This window comes from Vibrio rubrogenes (assembly GCF_059641415.1).
In genome coordinates this window covers 98,801-116,366 of record NZ_JCARSY010000004.1, presented here as the reverse complement: position 1 = coordinate 116,366, position 17,566 = coordinate 98,801, and the positions used below count along the sequence as shown (strand labels likewise).

Here is a 17,566-nt window from a genome sequence, read left to right as displayed (position 1 = left end):
TCATGTCTCTTTTTATCTCTGTCGTTAATCACAACCATGATAAAATTATCACTTCAAATAATACATTAAAAAATTTAGCAAAAATGCATTATGTTATTATCAAGTCTAACTCTATCGCATCAGATGATTTAATAAATTACTGTTCAAAAAATGGCATATATTTAATACAAGGTAAAAGTAAAAAGGGATTCGGCGCAAATAATAATGAGATTTTTAATTATTCGAAAAAAAATCTAAATATGGTATCAAATGATTATTTTTTAATTTTAAATCCAGATGTTGAAATAACCGAATCTGGGATATCTCATTTACAGAGATTAGTAAACCAATATGATAGTTATATATCTACTATTAATCTATATCTAGATAAAGCTCATACTATCTATGATAAATCCATACGTAAATATCCGTCATTACTAAATCCTCTAAAATCTATATTTGGTATCCAGAGAAAGGATTACTATGATAAGTCTACAATATTAGAGCCAATGCCTGTAGATTGGGCTGCAGGTTCATTTCTTTTATTTAAGACAGAATGTTTTGAAGATTTACAAGGATTTGATGAACAATATTTTATGTATTTTGAAGATGTTGACATATGTACTAGAGCAAAAAAATCAGGATATAGTGTTATCTACTTTCCACAAGTAGAAGCAACTCATTTGGCTATGCATAATAACAGGAAAATATTTTCAAAACATTTTCTGTGGTATTGCTGTAGTGCACTAAGATATAGTTTCACATGAAATCAACACATATCGACCATATCAAAAATACGATCGGAAAATTAGATAATAATTCAATAAAAAAATTTAGATATTAGCCAAAATATAGCCTTTCTTCGAATAGAAACGTAATTAGAGTTATTAAATATTTTATCAATATTAAATAATTTCTTATCTGTTCCCTCAAGGGAAATATCACTACACATTAATATTTGAGCATAATATTTTTTTATTTTATAAATATATAAAAACAAACTCACAAATGATTTTTTATTTAACCCAACCTCATTTTTAGAATGAATTCTATATTTAAACATTGGCTTATCTACATAAATAACATCCCCAGAATATTTTGCAATAATAGCAAAGAACCAGTCATGCATAACAATATTAGAAAGTTCACAGTAATCTAGTATATATATAATAAATTCTCTCAACTGATGATTAATACATGAAGATGCTCCCTGCACACAATTTTGAAAAAGAATAGAATCATCTTTAGTTAAATTAGGAGATATATGAAGATGACTAATATGACTACTTGTAATAACATCTCCTGACTCATTAATCAAAATTGCATCAGAATATATTAGAGCTTTTCCCTTTATTTTCCTCATTACATCTAACATTAATTCCGCTTTATTTTCTAGCCATATATCATCTTGATCTGAAAAGAAAGTCACTTCATGTTTGCAAAATTTTAGTCCTGAGATGAAATTTCGAATAGTGCCCAATCCTGGGCCTTTAGTAATTAGGAAAGGAATAGTAGAGTGCTGAGATATTTCATCTAGTATTTCAATAGTATTATCAGTTGATCCATCATCTGATATTATAATTCTCTCTGGCTTTACTGACTGACTTAAAATACTTAAAACCTGCTCTTTTATATAATCACAGCCATTATAAGTACAGATGACGACCTCATACTTCATGTGACTTTATCATCCCTATAAATCATATTTACACTTACCAAATCTCTTAACAAAAAAATCCCAAATTGAAAGTGATATATACTTAAATCTCTTTATTTTTTCTGGATATATAAATATTGAAAATATAGACAAAATGAATATTTTATACATAATATTTTTCTTCCATGGAAAAGATACATGACGAGAAAAAAGTAAATAAAGAAAATTACGGAAGAAATAATAATCACGAAGAGGAGAATGAATATAAAGTTCCTTCCCACAAAAAACTTTCACATCATTACCAATGCAATGTTCCATAACACTACCAACATCTACAATACAGTCATAACCATAAGATTTAGCACGATAACACCATTCAATATCAACAGCATCAATGAATAAATCGGCATTCATCATACCCACATCATCTAATACATTGATATTAACTAAAGTACCAGAAGAAATAATGAAGTCACATCTTCCGTAAGAAACATTGTTATCCATTAGTTGTTCATAATAAACTTTATTCATTTTATTCTGACATGTAAAAACATAAAAACTAAAAGTTCCTGTCCTTATATCTTTATAAAATGGGCCAATTGCAGATACTTTTATACCATCTTGGTAAGCTTTTTCTCTAGTCTTAAGTAAACTTGAAACTAAGTTCAATGAAGGATCACTGTCCTGATCAAAAAATATAACACTATCTGCACCATTGTTCCTTGCATGACTAATACCTACATTTAAAGCCTCAGCGATCCCAACATTTTCCTCTAATGGAACAAGACTAACACCATCTCGAGGTAATTTATCTACATTAGTTGAATTGTTATCAATAATAAATATTGTTGATACTTGATATTTTAGCTTATTGACTAAGTTATGCAGTACATCTAAGTCTGGATTATATGTAACTATTAAAGCTGACAGATTTATTTCATACATCATATAAAACCATAATAAATATCAATTATTTCGTTCAACCCAATAGTCAACAGTTTTTTTCAAACCATCACTTAAACTAAAGCGAGGTTTCCAATCTAATTCACTTATAGCTAGGGAGTTATCTAAGACACTCCGAGATACTCCAACTTTATCACAATCAATATAATCAACATATAATTTTCTATTTAATATATATTGTATCTCTGATAAAATTTCATTTAAATCAACTCCATCACCAGAGCCAATATTAAAAATACTCTTATCACCATCATATTTTATGGCTGCAATTATTGCACTAACAAGATCCTCAATATATATAAAGTCACGGACAGCACTACCATCTCCCCATATCTGCAACTTTTCGTTGTTCACAGCATTACTTATAAAAGAAGCAATAACTCCTTGAGAATTTTTACATTCCTGTAACGGACCATACGGATTAGATACCCTTAAGCTAATAGAATTAATCCCATGAATAGTACGATATAAATTTAAATATTTTTCGATAGATAGTTTAACAATTCCATAAGAACAAGTAGGTTCTGTTATATGATTTTCTGATGCTTTTTCAGTATGATCTAAGTTACCATATACAGTTCCTCCAGATGACAAGAATATTATTTTCTTCACCCCCGAAGTTCGGCATAATTCTAGAAGCTTTATACTCCCAAGTAAGTTTTGCTCGACATCTTTTAATGGATTGCTATTTGAAGTAACAGGAGTCATTGTTGTAATAAGATGAACAACGACATCACACCCACATAAAGATTTCTCTAATGCACTCTCATCAAAGAAATCTCCAATGATATTGGTAACACCATCGAGTGTGATTTCCTCAGAAACATCCAAACTAAATGTTACTACTTGCTCAAAGTGTTTTAACATCTTGCAAGTCAAGGCTCTTCCAACAAAGCCATTAGCTCCTAATATTAAACACTTTTTATATAAATCTAACAAGTTTATTCACCTTTTAAAAGTTCTTCAAAGATAGAAACAAAGTTCTCTCCCTCTTTATACCATGAAGTCTGATTGACAAATTCTAGTCCCTTTTTAATAAGTTCTAGTCGTTTATCATCATCATCAATCAACTCGATAATAGCGTTGGAAATACTTTCGATATCTGGATATGCAAACTTGCAAATATTTTCGTTCAATAGCCACTCAACATTTGCACCACTATTAGAAACAACGGGGACACCAGATGCCATCAGTTCCAAAGGAAGTAATGATAAATTAGTAAATGACAAAACTAAAGCAATATGACATGTATTATAAAGTTCAGGAAGGCGATCTAACTCTACAACACCATGATCCTCATAATCAAAATCACAATTATATGCTTTCATATTCCAGCCAGCGAAAACGATTTCAACATCATCTCTTAACTGGCATACTCTTTGAAGTGCCATTACACCTAACTCTAACCCGCGCCTAGGTGTTGGTGGTCGAGCATAAAAGAAGATTCTTTTCTTAGCAGGTTTATCTTCGACGATTTGAGGGAGGACTCTATATCGTTCTTTTTCATATGAAAAGCCCACATGATTACAGTTCATATTATAATCTTTTGAAAGCTTATCACTTAACCACTTACCTGCAGTAATACCATAGAAACCAAATCTATATGTATTTTCTGCAAAGATATATTCGGAACCCAAGGCATAGAAAAAAGGTTCAAAGTCTTGGACAAAATAAATTTTATTTTTTGTGGTTCTAAATGCATTTAATGTATAAGCTGTATTCCATGATGTAGCAAATGTTGAATATGCTATAGGAGCCTGTTCTATACCAAAATAAACATCAGCATTTAGAACAACAAAATTATCACAGATTATTTTTTTAATTTTATCTTTATCTTGCCCAAGATCTGGCTCATCAATAATAATATTTACTTTGTAACCATATTTCTCTAAAAAAGATATAAACCGAAATATATTTAAATGACCACCAGAGCCTATACCAAAATTTGGCACTAACCAATTCACCGTATTTTTATCGGATAATCTATCATCCCACTCTTTACCAATACGCTTCTGATTTATGAATTGATATGTATTCCCAATATCAATTCTTTTAAAAGATTTAAATAATATCAAATGCAAAAAGGCTTTTCGTAACAAAGCCCAAAACCCATTCTGTTTGTAATAAGAAAATACAACTTCAAATAAAAATGTGATCTTATTCACGACCTTTCCTTAAACCATCATACAGTTTTTTATCATAGGATAGACTCTTTCTCATTTTTTCTGGTAAAAATCTATTATGCACACCTAAGTACATTCCAAAATATTTCATAAAATTATAGCAAGGCTGTCTGATGAAAAGTCTTATATTATTTTTACATTCACCAGTTTTAACCATATCGAGCAATTCAGACTTACTAACAAAAAACAAAACTTTTAGTAAGAAAAAAATATTAGGCATAATGTCATATCCAAATAGACGAGAAAATGCATTACTCTCATCATAACTTCGCTGCAGTCTCTCTATTAGACTATAGTCATGAGAATGATAAACAACAGATTTGTCAGCATATGCCTTTTTATATCCAGCCTCTATTATCGACTTAGCCCATAACTGATCTTCTGCAAAATTAACATCTTGATAAGGTATTTTTTCCCAGACACTTCGTCGAATAAGTGCATTATTATCCGAGAAGAAATGTAAAAATTGTTTATAAGACAAATCTGACTTATATCTTTCAACATTATCCAGACAAACCACTTCATTCCCAATAAACCCATTAAAATGCAAATTTAGCTCTCTTTTTGTAAAAAAATTAGCATCCTCGTAAGCAATATGGCGGCCAAAGACACCTGCAATATCTTCATCGCTTTCAATAATATGGACAAACTCAGAAAGCCAATTCTCATCAGCAGGAGTTGCATCATGGGTTAGTAATGCACAATATTTAGCTTGACTCAAGCTAATACCATAATTTCTAGTTTTCCCATGGCCAAAATCACTAGGCTCTATTTCAACAAGCCTAATTTTTGGACTATTATATTGTCTGATAAGCTCTAATGTACTATCTGTAGAACCCGAATCAATAATAATAATTTCATAGTCGAATAAACATTTCTGGTATAATAGTGATTCTAAAACTCTCTTAAAAATAGAACCAGGATTCTTTATTGGTACAATAATTGAAACAAGACACATAACTAATAAGAACCATTTACATCGAATAAATAATTTATATTTCCACATCCCACACTTTTCAAGTGTAAAAAATCTATATCATTATGGAAAGACATAAAATCAAATCTATTTACATAGCTTAACTTGTAATCAAATTTACTGTTATCTGATTTAATCCAAGCATCAGCTGTATTTCGCCTATATAATAATACTGACTGAATAACATCCAAATTATCACTATCGACAACTATTTTATCAGACTGTTTAATAATGTTATTTAAAAATACATCAGATGGAGCTATAAATATTTTATCAACATAAAAACGTGCTACTAAATCAATATCATATGAGTTGATAACAAGCCAAATTTCGGTACAGTCATCATTTTTTCTTCCAAACGACACGTCCTTAATATTACTTAAATTATCTGATATAATAAGCAGAGGTTTCGATTCATTGTTATAATTATTTTCATCATGACAAATATAATTATGGGGTTGTTCAAGTAATACAGGAGTTAAATTTATACTCAGTAACTTATAATAAGTTACTATATCATCGACGATATATGATGCTGTTTTATCATAAACATGAAATACATCACCAATAGGATTGAGATAAATATATTTATTTTCCAACTTTAGTTTATCAGTTCGTGATAAAAGAAAACTAGAATCAGTAATCAGTATTTGCCACTTTATTTTCACTAACGAGAAAAAATCACCCACATTAATTATATTTTTTTCAATATTTGTATCCTCATCTTTGATATAAAACACATCATAACTATCATCTATTGTTTTTATTTTATCAAAAATAAGATCTATATTATTCATCAGCATCACTGCAACTTTCTTTGTGTATTTTGATAAAGCTTTATTCAGTTGAGGTAGTGATTGGTTCTGATTAATTATGTCAAAGCCTTCAGATTTATTTATAACTTTCACTGGTTTTCTATTTTCTAAATAAAATAGTTCATAAAATCTAAAAGTTTTAAACATTCTTACATAAGACTCACTAAATTTCTTAAGTGATATATGAGTATGAGACTCCTTTATTCTGTTATTAACTTGTTCTATATTTAATATTTTATCAACGTTTACTGATATATCATGATGTTCTCTTACATGACCAATAATCTTTTGACTATTATGTTTGGCTTTTTCAAAACCATATATAATTTCATAAAAAATATCAGAAGAGCTTTTCTTACCAAAAGGTCTTCCGGAGAAATTATATTTAAAATCTCTATCTATACTTCCAGATAAAAAACCTCGTCCTCCCATATGGTCATATACATAAACAGGAATACCACTTGCCATTGCCATCACAACTGTATAACCGATTGATATAACTAGATCTGCATTGATGATAGATGCACTGTTAACCATTTTCTGCTCATGGTCGAAGCCAATGACATCAACTAGAATATCAATAGCTCTGAACATATCTATTACATAAGAAAGTTCTGGAGGAATATGATTTGATACTAATAATATTTTATTTAATTGCCCAACACTTTCTCTTATAGGGTATTCACTCAAATTTAATGAATTGGGAAAAATAGTAGAATTTATATCTTTCTTAATTTCTTCATCATATTTTACTTGAGAGAAAAAAGACTCCGCACTTTCTTCTGAATTAAAAACAAATAAATCTGAATCTATCAATAAATTAGGAAACTCATTGGGTTCATAAGGACTCAAACAGAAGGAAACAAGTTTTTTATATTTTATTTTATCTGGGAAAAAGAATGGATACGAAGGCCAATGAAAATTTATTATAACATCATAGTATTCTTCAAGTTCTTCTGCTTTATCTCGTAAAATAATGCCTTTCATTTCATGAAAATAAAAATCTCCAGGATCAATACAACCAATAACTAGAGAATGACCTTTTCTTATAACTTCTCTAGAGACTTCATACACTACACGTTCTGCTCCCGCATAGTTTCTAAGCGAACTACATAATATACATACTTTCATGATCGAGTTAATCTACTGGGTGAATTTTTATTGAATTTTCAAATAGTTCCTTACCCCATACATATAATGGAGTATTAAAATCCGACTCAATATGAATCGACCGACCTATTCTTTCTTGCCACTTTTTTCCATAAGGTTCATATGGAAAATTATCTATGTAGTAATGACATTTTTCATCCCATTTTTCCATTGAAATAGCCTTCCCAAAATGTTGGCATCCTAAGATAGTGACATAATTATCACCATCGACCGATGGCTCTCTAGAATCATCTAAAATATAGTTAGGATTTGCATTTTCATTCCAACCAAAAATAATATCACGTCTCTCTGGGCCATAATATATTCTTGAATTAAGAAGTGAATCTTCTCTAGTAAATGCTTGATGATCTTCTTCCGTTAAATAAGCATCATAAAGGGGAATACGAAAGTAATGAACTTTCTCTTTATCTAGGCTTAGTATCTCATCTCTAACATCACCCACAAGTCTTTCATCTGCATCTAAATAACAAAACCAATCAAAATTGAAATAAGATTTTGCCACTTCAAGTAATCTCGCTCTATGTCTAGTCTCTAGGTTAGTTCTGTTTTGACTACTCCACCTATTATTTCTAATAATTGCACATACCTTCTCATGTTTTCTACATATATCTAAAGTATCATCATAACTTGCATCATCAAAAACAATAATTGCATCAGAAAAACTACTTAAGTGCTCAAGAAAGTCTTTTAAGATCAAACTTTCATTTCTTATTCTAGTCATTGTGACTATTTTGTTATTATTTGAAGAATAGCGTTCTAAATAAAGCTCTAATGTCTCTTCACTAAAATATCCATTCATGCTCGACACCTGAAATTCCTTCATGCAATGGAAGTCCCTTTTTATTATTCTGTTCAATGACCTCAAACTGAAGACAATAATCTATTCTATCATAATGAAAGGTTGATAACTCATCAGTTATAGATATAGATATATTATAGTTTCCTGGTAAATAAGGTATATTTTTAAGTTTTATTGATACTTGTGTTGGGATATTTTCTAAATCAATTTCATCTCGAACAGTACTCATAACTGATATTATTTGACCATTTTCATCAGATATTATTAATCCTACACCAAAACCAGTACGCACAGGTTTAAGAGATTTAAGAGTCAACATCAGTGAAATATCATCTAATGTAGAGACTATATTATTATCTATCTCATAATTTTCTATTACAATCGACGCATCTGGAGGAGTATGAGAAATCATTTCTAAAGAATTTTTACCATTTTGATTTTCTTTTAAATGTTTTAAATAATGTTCACAGACAATCCTAGCCTCACCATCCATTTGGATTAGCCCTTTATCGAGCCATATCACTCGATCACAGAAATTTCTAACCATAGGAATAGAGTGACTGACAAAAAAGATAGGAACTCCACTATCTTTTAATTCCTTCATTTTATTTATTGATTTTTCTTGGAAAGAAGTATCACCAACACTAAGAGCTTCATCAACAATCAATAAATCAGGTTTAGAATGAACCGCAACAGCAAAAGCTAACCGAGCAAACATACCAGAAGAATACGTTTTAACTGGTTGATGGATAAAATCACCTATTCCTGAAAAATCTAGAATATCGTTAAATTTTTGATTTATTTCCTTTTTGGTCATACCAATAAGGGCACCATTCAAATAGACATTCTCTCTTCCGGTAAACTCAGGGTTAAATCCAGCGCCAAGTTCAAGTAAAGCAGCAATTCTTTTAGGACGAATGATTTCTCCTCCACTTGCCTTCAGTGTTCCAGAGACTATCTGTAGAAGAGTAGATTTTCCAGCACCATTATTTCCAATAATACCGACAGTCTCTCCATGCTCAATTTTAAAGCTAACACTACTTAAAGCTTTATATATTTTTCTTTCATCAATTCGTTTAAGACCTAGCTGCTGTAAAATTCTAATCCACTGATTATCTTCTAGGTTATACTCTTTATATACATTTTTTACTTCAATCATCATATCAAATCCGAAAAATCTTCTTTCAACTTATTGAAAATATAACTTGCGGCTAAAGAGCATAATATTCCGATAAAAGATACACTTATAAAATTCTCAAAATCAAAAATATTATTTATAATAATACTTCTTAAGCCATCAATCATATATGTCAATGGATTCAATTTAATAATAGAACCAAACTTATCAGAAACCGAACTTAAGCTGAAAAATATGGGACTTGTAAACATAAGTACAGGATTTATAAATGCTATGATGTTAGAAAAATCTCTAAAATAGATACCTACACAGGCACAAATTGTACATACTGTATAACCAGCAACCATTATAGGAAACAGATATGCATAGACTAATAATTTATATGTAGAAAAACCATCATTAAATAATAAATCCGCGGCCAATAGGAGAGTTAAATTTATCAGAAGGGTTAATGAAGAACTTAATGTAGATGAAATAGGTAAAGTTAATTTATTAAATACTACCTTTTTTACCAAATTAGAATTCCCTCTTATAAGTTCAGTACCTTTCCCCAACATATCACTAATAAAGAAAAAAGGCACTAATCCACAAAAAAGTGCAACTGTATAATTTGTTGTATTTTCGTCAACATGCCATTTTGCACTAAATACATACTGAAAAATAAAAGAATATAGTGACAATAATAATACTGGATTCAGTAATAGCCAAAAGATCCCTAAGATAGATCCACGGTATTTAGATTCTAGTTCACGTCTAGCTAATGTTAGAGATAAGCTTATATCATTAATCATAAAGTTCTCGCCTTATCTAATAAAATTCCCATTTTATCTTTTTCTGATAAAACAGGATGAGCACCATTTACTAGAGGCCATTTTATTCCTATGCTTTCATCGTTCCATAAAATAGTACATTCTGAACTAGGATCATAATAGTCAGTACACTTATATACAAATTCAGCTGTATCACTAGTTACATAAAATCCATGAGCAAAACCTTCTGGAATCCAAAGTTGACGTTTATTCTCTGCAGATAAATAAACACCAATCCACTCGCCAAAGGTTTGCGATTCTTTACGAATATCAACAGCAACATCAAAAACTTCACCAGAAATAACTCTGACTAACTTACCTTGCGTATTTTCTGTCTGATAATGGAGCCCTCGTAAGATACCCTTTTTAGACCTAGAATGGTTATCCTGTACGAAATTTGTAGATTTTCCTGTAACTGACTCTTCAAATTTTCTCTGCTGCCATGTCTCCATAAAAAAACCACGATCATCGCCAAAAACCTTTGGCTCAATAATTTTCACATCAGGAATTTCGGTTTCGATTACTTTCATAATTCTTACAACTTGTAATTTTCTAAATTAGTTAAAGCTTTTTGCCAATCACTTGCTGAGATACCAAACTCTTGCATAATTTTATCTGTTGATAACTTAGAATTAAGAGGTCTCTTCGCTGGTGTAGGATACTGCTCGGTGGAAAGTGGAGTTAATAGAGGTTTACTAGATAGAAGTTTTTTATCTAGAGCGGTATCAAAAATTGCTTCCGCAAAACCGAACCACGTGATGTGAGGTAAACCGGAAAAGTGATAAACACCATATTTGACAGCTTGCTTGATATAAATTGATTCCGCAATTTTTATCAATGCTACCGCAATATCACCCGCATAAGTTGGACCACCATACTGATCAGATACAATTCCCAGCTTGTCTCTATCACTCCCCAATCTAAGCATTGTTTTCACAAAGTTATGACCATGTTCCCCAAACACCCAAGCGGTCCTTAAAATAATGTGTTTTTCACATGCTTCAGCAACAGCAATTTCTCCGGCTAACTTACTCTCACCATAAATCCCTTGTGGAGAGGTATCATCAGTCTCTTTATATTCATCATCAAGATCACCAGAGAACACATAATCTGTAGAAATATGCAGGATAGCAGCCCCAATTTCATTCGCGGCTTGCGCTAAATATTTCGGCCCATCACGATTAATTCGATAAGATAATTCTACTTCTTCCTCTGCTTTGTCAACAGCAGTATAAGCAGCAGCATTAATAATGATATGAGGTTGAAATTTTCTTACTATATTGAAAACAGCGCCTCGATCAGTAATATCAAGTTGCTCTCGATCAACGGCTAAGCATTCAGCTGTTGTATCTGATAACTGCTGAACAATACAATGCCCAACCTGCCCATTACAACCAGTAACCAATATTTTCATCTTATGAGCCTACTTCTTAGATTCATTGATTAATTTAACCAGATAACGTCCATATTCATTTTTCAACATGGGCTGGGCAAGAGATAATACCTCATCATTGGTTAGCCAACCGCTACGCCACGCAATTTCTTCTAGACAGGCAACTTTTAACCCTTGAACATGTTCGATCGTTTGGACAAAAGATGATGCTTCATGGAGGCTTTCATGCGTACCAGTATCCAACCACGCAAATCCTCTGCCTAATAACTCCACATTAAGAGAACCATCATCAAGATACATTTGATTAATGCTTGTGATTTCTAGTTCGCCTCTCTCTGATGGCACAACCTGTTTCGCAAAATCTACAACCCGATTATCATAAAAATAAAGCCCTGTAACCGCATAATCTGACTTAGGATGCAAAGGTTTCTCTTCAATCGATAACGCCCTCATATTATTGTCAAATTCTACAACACCAAAACGTTCAGGATCTTTAACCTGATAACCAAAGACTGTCGCACCAGAGCTTCTTTCGGCTGCACGTTTTAGCATCCCAGTAAAATGCTGACCATAAAATATATTATCCCCAAGAACTAAGCATACAGAATCATCTCCAATGAATTGTTCCCCAATAAGGAACGCCTGAGCCAGTCCGTCTGGACTCTCCTGAATGGCATACTCAATATGAATTCCAAATGCTGAACCATCTCCTAAAAGACGGTAAAACCCTTCATTATCTTCAGGCGTTGTAATGACCAAGATGTCTCGAATCCCTGCCAACATCAGTGTTGATATTGGATAGAACACCATCGGTTTGTCATAAATGGGCATTAACTGCTTAGATACACCTCGAGTCAAAGGATACAGACGTGTGCCGGAACCTCCTGCTAATACGATCCCTTTCATTACTCCCCCTGACCTAAGCGCTCGCGAGAATAGGAACCATCAAGTACCCGACTCCACCATTTCTGATTCGATAAATACCATTCAACTGTTTTTCGAATACCGGACTCAAAGGTTTCTTCAGGTTTCCAACCAATATCTTGCGCAATTTTTGTTGCATCAATCGCGTATCGGACATCATGTCCTGGACGGTCTTTTACGTAAGCAATCAAATCTTCGTATTTAGCGACACTTTTAGGCTTATTTGGGGCAAGCTCTTCCAGCAGACCACATATAGTTTTCACAACTTCAATATTGGCTTTTTCGTTGTGCCCACCAATGTTATAGGTTTCACCGACAGTACCTTCGGTAACAACCTTATAGAGTGCTCTTGCATGATCTTCTACAAATAGCCAGTCACGAATTTGCATACCATCACCATAAACTGGAAGCGGTTTCCCTTCTATTGCATTTAAAATCATGAGCGGAATTAGCTTTTCAGGAAAGTGATAAGGGCCATAGTTGTTAGAACAGTTGGTTACAATAGTAGGAAATCCATAAGTTCTTAACCACGCACGAACTAAGTGATCACTCGATGCCTTAGATGCAGAATAAGGACTGGATGGTGCGTAAGGGGTCGTCTCCGTGAATAAATCATCAGTTCCTTCCAAATCACCATAGACTTCATCAGTTGAGATATGATGAAAACGGAATGACTCTTTTCTTTCTTTATTCAGCTGATTCCAATAATTACGGGCAGCTTCAAGAAGTGTATATGTACCAACGATATTCGTCTCAATGAATTCAGCCGGCCCATCGATTGAACGATCTACGTGGCTCTCTGCTGCTAAGTGCATCACCGCATCAGGCTGATGGCTATGAAAGACACGATCAAGCGCCAAGCGATCACAAATATCAACCTGCTCAAATGAATAACGTGGACTTGTCGCTACTTCATCAGGTAACGATTCCAAGTTTCCTGCATAAGTTAATTTATCAACATTCACAACATTATCCATTGTATCTCGAATAATATGACGAACAACCGCGGAGCCAATGAACCCTGCGCCACCAGTGACCAAAATTTTCATTCAATAACTTCCTAATTAACTGTATTAGCATTCACTTCACGATATCGTAGGTACGCTACCGCCCTTAGGTAAAGCTCCCAAATGCTTATCTACCGAGGAATAAAACTTTGGTGGATGATACATGAATCTTTGACTTGAGGCGAGGTTAACCCATGCTTAACCCTGATTTTGTGATTACATCAGCATGTCAACTCGCTATAATGGGCGACAATTATACATATACATATACATATCTTCACAGGAAAACCTATGATCATCGTAACCGGCGGTGCTGGCATGATTGGCAGCAATATCGTAAAAGCCCTAAATGACAAAGGATTTGACGATATCCTTGTCGTTGACCATCTCGAGAACGGTAAAAAATTCAAAAACCTCGTTGACCTGAGCATAGCAGACTACATGGATCGTGATGACTTTTTAGCACAGATCATGGCTGGTGATGATTTCGGTCCGATTGAAGCGGTCTTCCACGAAGGTGCTTGCTCAGCGACAACCGAGTGGGATGGCAAATACATGATGCTCAATAACTATGAGTATTCAAAAGAGTTGCTCCATTACTGCTTAGAGAGAGAAATTCCCTTTCTCTATGCTTCATCTGCAGCCACTTACGGAGAAACAAAGACATTCATCGAATCACCTGAATACGAAGGTGCGCTGAATGTATATGGCTACTCTAAGCAGCAGTTTGATAATTACGTTCGCCGTCTCTGGCAAGATGCTGAAGCAAATGGTGAGAAACTTTCACAAATCACTGGATTTCGCTACTTCAATGTTTACGGCCCTCGCGAGGATCATAAAGGCTCTATGGCATCCGTTGCTTTCCATCTCAATAATCAGATGAAAGCAGGCGAAAATCCGAAACTGTTTGAAGGTAGCCATCACTTTATCCGTGACTTTGTTTATGTCGGTGACGTGTGTCAGGTGAATTTGTGGTTCTGGGAACAGGGTATTTCCGGCATTTTCAACTGTGGTACAGGGAAAGCAGAGTCGTTTGAAGAAGTGGCAAAAGCCGTGATTGAATATTACGGTTGTGGCGTCATAGAAACGATTCCGTTCCCTGACCATCTGAAAGGTGCTTATCAGGAGTTTACGCAAGCCGATCTGACGAAGCTACGCGCTGCAGGATGTGACATTGTGTTCAAAACTGTTGCTGAAGGTGTCTCAGAATATTTACATATCATTAATCAGTAGCGTTTAGTCATTCCCAATCCTAGCGAGACTTGTATGATAACCAAGTGTCTCATTTTTAATACGTTAGGTTGGGAGTCGTTATGAAAATTGCTGTTGCAGGAACTGGGTATGTCGGGTTGTCGAATGCAATCCTACTTGCCCAGAATCATACCGTTGTAGCGTTAGATGTTATTGAGGAAAAAGTCGCATTACTCAATGACCGAAAGTCACCTATTATCGATCAAGAAATCGAAACATTCTTATCGTCACGGGAATTGGATTTTAAAGCGACATTGAATAAAGAAGAAGCATATCGTGATGCTAATTTTGTCATCATCGCTACGCCTACAGATTACGATCCACAGACCAACTATTTTAATACCACGACCGTTGAAGCGGTCATTCAGGATGTGATTACAATCAATCCTGAGGCAACCATGATCATTAAATCTACGGTTCCGGTTGGTTATACCGAACAGGTCAAACAGCGCTTCGGTTGCCAAAACATTATTTTCTCCCCTGAGTTTCTCCGTGAAGGGAAAGCACTTCACGATAACCTTTACCCATCACGGATTATTGTCGGTGAGCAAAGTGATCAAGCAACAACTTTTGCCAACCTGCTTGTGGAAGGTGCTCAAAAAGAAAACATCCAAGTGCTCTTTACCAATGCCACGGAAGCCGAGGCGGTCAAGCTCTTCTCCAATACTTATCTGGCCATGCGGGTTGCTTACTTTAACGAATTGGATTCCTATGCTGAGGCTCATGGCCTGAACACCCGTCAGATTATTGAAGGGGTTTGTCTCGATCCTCGCATTGGCAATCATTATAACAATCCGTCTTTCGGTTATGGTGGTTACTGTCTGCCAAAAGATACCAAGCAACTTCTGGCAAACTACAACACCGTCCCCAATAATATTATTGCCGCGATTGTTGATGCCAACCGAACCCGGAAAGATTTCATTGCAGAAAGTATTTTGAAGAAGAATCCTCAAACCGTCGGCATCTATCGCCTGATAATGAAGTCTGGTTCGGACAACTTCCGGGCATCGTCAGTTCAGGGAATCATGAAACGTCTGAAAGCAAAAGGGCTAGAAATTGTCATTTATGAACCCGCGATGAAAGAAGATCAGTTCTTCAACTCCCGAGTGATACGTGATCTGGATGAGTTTAAACAAATGGCCGATATCATTATTTCAAATCGTATGTCAGATGAACTGTCAGAAGTTGCAGACAAAGTTTATACCCGGGATCTCTTCGGTTCCGACTAATCGTACCTAAGAAAAAGAGTTCTGATAGGACATTCAGAACTCTTTTTTCCTCAATCAATTAACCTGTTTTCTCCGAATGTTGTAGAATGTATATATCACTTTTATCAATAGGAGAGGATAGTGAGACATCCCGTAATATTACATATATGCCTGTCAAAAGGATGGGGAGGTTTGGAAATGTACCCGATCAGAATGGGTAAACAATTCCTCTCTGCGGGATATCAAATATTCGGTCTATGTCTGGCTGGTACGCAAGTTGAGTCGGGGATGACAGAAAACCGATTCTCCCTGTATACGGCAAGGAGCAAGTCTCAGCTCATCACCGTCAAACTATTTTCTCTCATTCAATGGGTTAAACAACATCAAATTAATATTATTCACTGCCATAAATCCGGTGATCTATTGGTTGCCGCACTAATTAAACAGTTTGTCCCCGTGAAAATTATATTCACCGAACACATGGGTGTGACAAGAAGCAAGAAAGATACTTTCCATCGGTGGGTTTACCAACATGTTGATCAGGTATTGTCTATTAGTGATGAAACACACCGGAGAAATCTTAATGCACTTCCGGTCTCCCCCGAGAAAATAACACGCTTGTGGTTAGGGACAGATATTCCTGACAAAACAGAACTGCTTCCCAATGAAATCGCAACAATCAAACAATCCCTCTCACTCCCGGAAAAGGATTTTGTGATCGGCACGATTGGTCGTATTAGCCCGGGGAAAGGACAGATTGAACTGGTGAAAGCTTTTGCGCGAGTTCAGCAGACTCTTCCTCATAGTAAATTAGTAATCGTTGGCGGGTTGGAAGCCTCACAGGGATGCGATTTAGCTTATCTTGCTCAGGTCAAACAAAGTATTCAGGCTTTAGATTTGAGCGACCATGTTATATTCACCGGATTTCGTCAAGACACCCAGCAACAGCTATCCATCATGGATATCGTTTGCCTGCCTTATGCTAATGAAGCATTCGGCTTAACTGCAATCGAAACGATGGCTGCTCAACGTCCCATTGTGGCTGCAAATACAGGCGCTCTTCCGGAATTACTGGAAAATTACGCTCAGTATTGTACACCGACCAGTGATACATCCATTGCCCAAGCCATTCTGAACAGCTATGAGCACTATGAAGCGGCAAAAAACAATGCCATATCAGCCAGAATAAGAGCATGTAAAGAGTTTTCAATACAGACACATACTCAAAATCTGCTACATTACTATCAGGAATAATCGCGAGCAGCTTACGGTACTATCATGCTGATGGTACTAT

At 34.5% G+C, this 17,566-nt stretch carries 17 protein-coding genes; 4 read left to right on the top strand and 13 right to left on the bottom strand.

The annotated features are described in order from the left end of the window. Positions 1–2 precede the first annotated feature (2 nt). On the top strand, positions 3–746 hold the full coding sequence (locus AC55NX_RS05035; protein ID WP_496994743.1) for a glycosyltransferase: 744 nt from the start codon (positions 3–5) through the stop codon (positions 744–746). 53 nt (positions 747–799) lie between these two features. Here the strand turns inward: AC55NX_RS05035 and AC55NX_RS05030 are convergent, their stop codons facing one another. The 13 genes from AC55NX_RS05030 to rfbB are packed head-to-tail and all read right to left on the bottom strand — an operon-like array spanning position 800 to position 13,855. After that, positions 800–1,657, bottom strand: coding sequence for a glycosyltransferase family 2 protein (locus AC55NX_RS05030; RefSeq protein WP_496994742.1), 858 nt, complete (start codon positions 1,655–1,657; stop codon positions 800–802). Positions 1,658–1,672: 15 nt separating this feature from the next. Then, a complete protein-coding gene (locus tag AC55NX_RS05025; RefSeq protein ID WP_496994741.1) occupies positions 1,673–2,584 on the bottom strand; it encodes a glycosyltransferase family 2 protein in 912 nt (303 codons plus the stop codon). A gap of 18 nt (positions 2,585–2,602) precedes the next feature. Further along, on the bottom strand, positions 2,603–3,538 hold the full coding sequence (locus tag AC55NX_RS05020; RefSeq protein WP_496994740.1) for an NAD-dependent epimerase/dehydratase family protein: 936 nt from the start codon (positions 3,536–3,538) through the stop codon (positions 2,603–2,605). Positions 3,539–3,540: 2 nt separating this feature from the next. Then, a complete protein-coding gene (locus AC55NX_RS05015) occupies positions 3,541–4,764 on the bottom strand; it encodes a glycosyltransferase family 4 protein (protein ID WP_496994739.1) in 1,224 nt (407 codons plus the stop codon). Further along, positions 4,757–5,788, bottom strand: coding sequence for a glycosyltransferase family 2 protein (locus AC55NX_RS05010; RefSeq protein WP_496994738.1), 1,032 nt, complete (start codon positions 5,786–5,788; stop codon positions 4,757–4,759). Before AC55NX_RS05010 ends, AC55NX_RS05015 begins: the two co-directional genes overlap by 8 nt. After that, positions 5,743–7,704, bottom strand: coding sequence for a glycosyltransferase family protein (locus AC55NX_RS05005; protein WP_496994737.1), 1,962 nt, complete (start codon positions 7,702–7,704; stop codon positions 5,743–5,745). The genes AC55NX_RS05010 and AC55NX_RS05005 overlap by 46 nt, the downstream gene beginning before the upstream one ends. A 7-nt stretch (positions 7,705–7,711) precedes the next feature. Further along, positions 7,712–8,542: a glycosyltransferase family 2 protein gene (locus tag AC55NX_RS05000; RefSeq protein ID WP_496994736.1), complete on the bottom strand. Its 831-nt coding sequence runs from the start codon at positions 8,540–8,542 to the stop codon at positions 7,712–7,714. After that, a complete protein-coding gene (locus AC55NX_RS04995; protein ID WP_496994735.1) occupies positions 8,526–9,704 on the bottom strand; it encodes an ABC transporter ATP-binding protein in 1,179 nt (392 codons plus the stop codon). Before AC55NX_RS04995 ends, AC55NX_RS05000 begins: the two co-directional genes overlap by 17 nt. Next, positions 9,701–10,471, bottom strand: coding sequence for an ABC transporter permease (locus AC55NX_RS04990; protein WP_496994734.1), 771 nt, complete (start codon positions 10,469–10,471; stop codon positions 9,701–9,703). The genes AC55NX_RS04995 and AC55NX_RS04990 overlap by 4 nt, the downstream gene beginning before the upstream one ends. Further along, positions 10,468–11,019 (bottom strand): dTDP-4-dehydrorhamnose 3,5-epimerase, encoded by a 552-nt coding sequence (gene rfbC / locus AC55NX_RS04985; protein WP_496994733.1) that lies wholly within the window; start codon positions 11,017–11,019, stop codon positions 10,468–10,470. The genes AC55NX_RS04990 and rfbC overlap by 4 nt, the downstream gene beginning before the upstream one ends. A 5-nt stretch (positions 11,020–11,024) precedes the next feature. After that, positions 11,025–11,903 carry a dTDP-4-dehydrorhamnose reductase gene (rfbD, locus tag AC55NX_RS04980; protein ID WP_496994732.1) on the bottom strand — a complete coding sequence of 293 codons (879 nt, stop codon included), beginning with the start codon at positions 11,901–11,903 and terminating at the stop codon, positions 11,025–11,027. 9 nt (positions 11,904–11,912) lie between these two features. Further along, positions 11,913–12,788: a glucose-1-phosphate thymidylyltransferase RfbA gene (rfbA, locus tag AC55NX_RS04975; RefSeq protein WP_496994731.1), complete on the bottom strand. Its 876-nt coding sequence runs from the start codon at positions 12,786–12,788 to the stop codon at positions 11,913–11,915. Further along, positions 12,788–13,855 (bottom strand): dTDP-glucose 4,6-dehydratase, encoded by a 1,068-nt coding sequence (rfbB, locus tag AC55NX_RS04970; protein WP_496994730.1) that lies wholly within the window; start codon positions 13,853–13,855, stop codon positions 12,788–12,790. The genes rfbA and rfbB overlap by 1 nt, the downstream gene beginning before the upstream one ends. Positions 13,856–14,104: 249 nt before the next feature. Between rfbB and rfaD the strand changes: the two genes are divergently transcribed. The 3 genes from rfaD (at position 14,105) to AC55NX_RS04955 (ending at position 17,526) form a co-directional block, all read left to right on the top strand. Beyond that, entirely contained in the window at positions 14,105–15,046 is a 942-nt protein-coding gene (rfaD, locus tag AC55NX_RS04965) for an ADP-glyceromanno-heptose 6-epimerase (protein WP_496994729.1), read from the top strand. Between the two features lie 80 nt (positions 15,047–15,126). Further along, positions 15,127–16,293 carry a nucleotide sugar dehydrogenase gene (locus AC55NX_RS04960; protein ID WP_496994728.1) on the top strand — a complete coding sequence of 389 codons (1,167 nt, stop codon included), beginning with the start codon at positions 15,127–15,129 and terminating at the stop codon, positions 16,291–16,293. Positions 16,294–16,413: 120 nt separating this feature from the next. Then, positions 16,414–17,526 carry a glycosyltransferase family 4 protein gene (locus tag AC55NX_RS04955; protein WP_496994727.1) on the top strand — a complete coding sequence of 371 codons (1,113 nt, stop codon included), beginning with the start codon at positions 16,414–16,416 and terminating at the stop codon, positions 17,524–17,526. The last annotated feature ends 40 nt before the right edge of the window (positions 17,527–17,566 follow it).

Bases quoted from the DNA above. Each gene is read 5' to 3' on its own strand.
- AC55NX_RS05035 (WP_496994743.1), top strand. From the start codon at position 3: ATGTCTCTTTTTATCTCTGTCGTTAATCACAACCATGATAAAATTATC.
- AC55NX_RS05030 (WP_496994742.1), bottom strand. From the start codon at position 1,657: ATGAAGTATGAGGTCGTCATCTGTACTTATAATGGCTGTGATTATATA.
- AC55NX_RS05025 (WP_496994741.1), bottom strand. From the start codon at position 2,584: ATGATGTATGAAATAAATCTGTCAGCTTTAATAGTTACATATAATCCA.
- AC55NX_RS05010 (WP_496994738.1), bottom strand. From the start codon at position 5,788: ATGTGGAAATATAAATTATTTATTCGATGTAAATGGTTCTTATTAGTT.
- AC55NX_RS05005 (WP_496994737.1), bottom strand. From the start codon at position 7,704: ATGAAAGTATGTATATTATGTAGTTCGCTTAGAAACTATGCGGGAGCA.
- AC55NX_RS05000 (WP_496994736.1), bottom strand. From the start codon at position 8,542: ATGAATGGATATTTTAGTGAAGAGACATTAGAGCTTTATTTAGAACGC.
- AC55NX_RS04995 (WP_496994735.1), bottom strand. From the start codon at position 9,704: ATGATGATTGAAGTAAAAAATGTATATAAAGAGTATAACCTAGAAGAT.
- AC55NX_RS04990 (WP_496994734.1), bottom strand. From the start codon at position 10,471: ATGATTAATGATATAAGCTTATCTCTAACATTAGCTAGACGTGAACTA.
- rfbC (WP_496994733.1), bottom strand. From the start codon at position 11,019: ATGAAAGTAATCGAAACCGAAATTCCTGATGTGAAAATTATTGAGCCA.
- rfbD (WP_496994732.1), bottom strand. From the start codon at position 11,903: ATGAAAATATTGGTTACTGGTTGTAATGGGCAGGTTGGGCATTGTATT.
- rfbA (WP_496994731.1), bottom strand. From the start codon at position 12,788: ATGAAAGGGATCGTATTAGCAGGAGGTTCCGGCACACGTCTGTATCCT.
- rfbB (WP_496994730.1), bottom strand. From the start codon at position 13,855: ATGAAAATTTTGGTCACTGGTGGCGCAGGGTTCATTGGCTCCGCGGTT.
- rfaD (WP_496994729.1), top strand. From the start codon at position 14,105: ATGATCATCGTAACCGGCGGTGCTGGCATGATTGGCAGCAATATCGTA.
- AC55NX_RS04960 (WP_496994728.1), top strand. From the start codon at position 15,127: ATGAAAATTGCTGTTGCAGGAACTGGGTATGTCGGGTTGTCGAATGCA.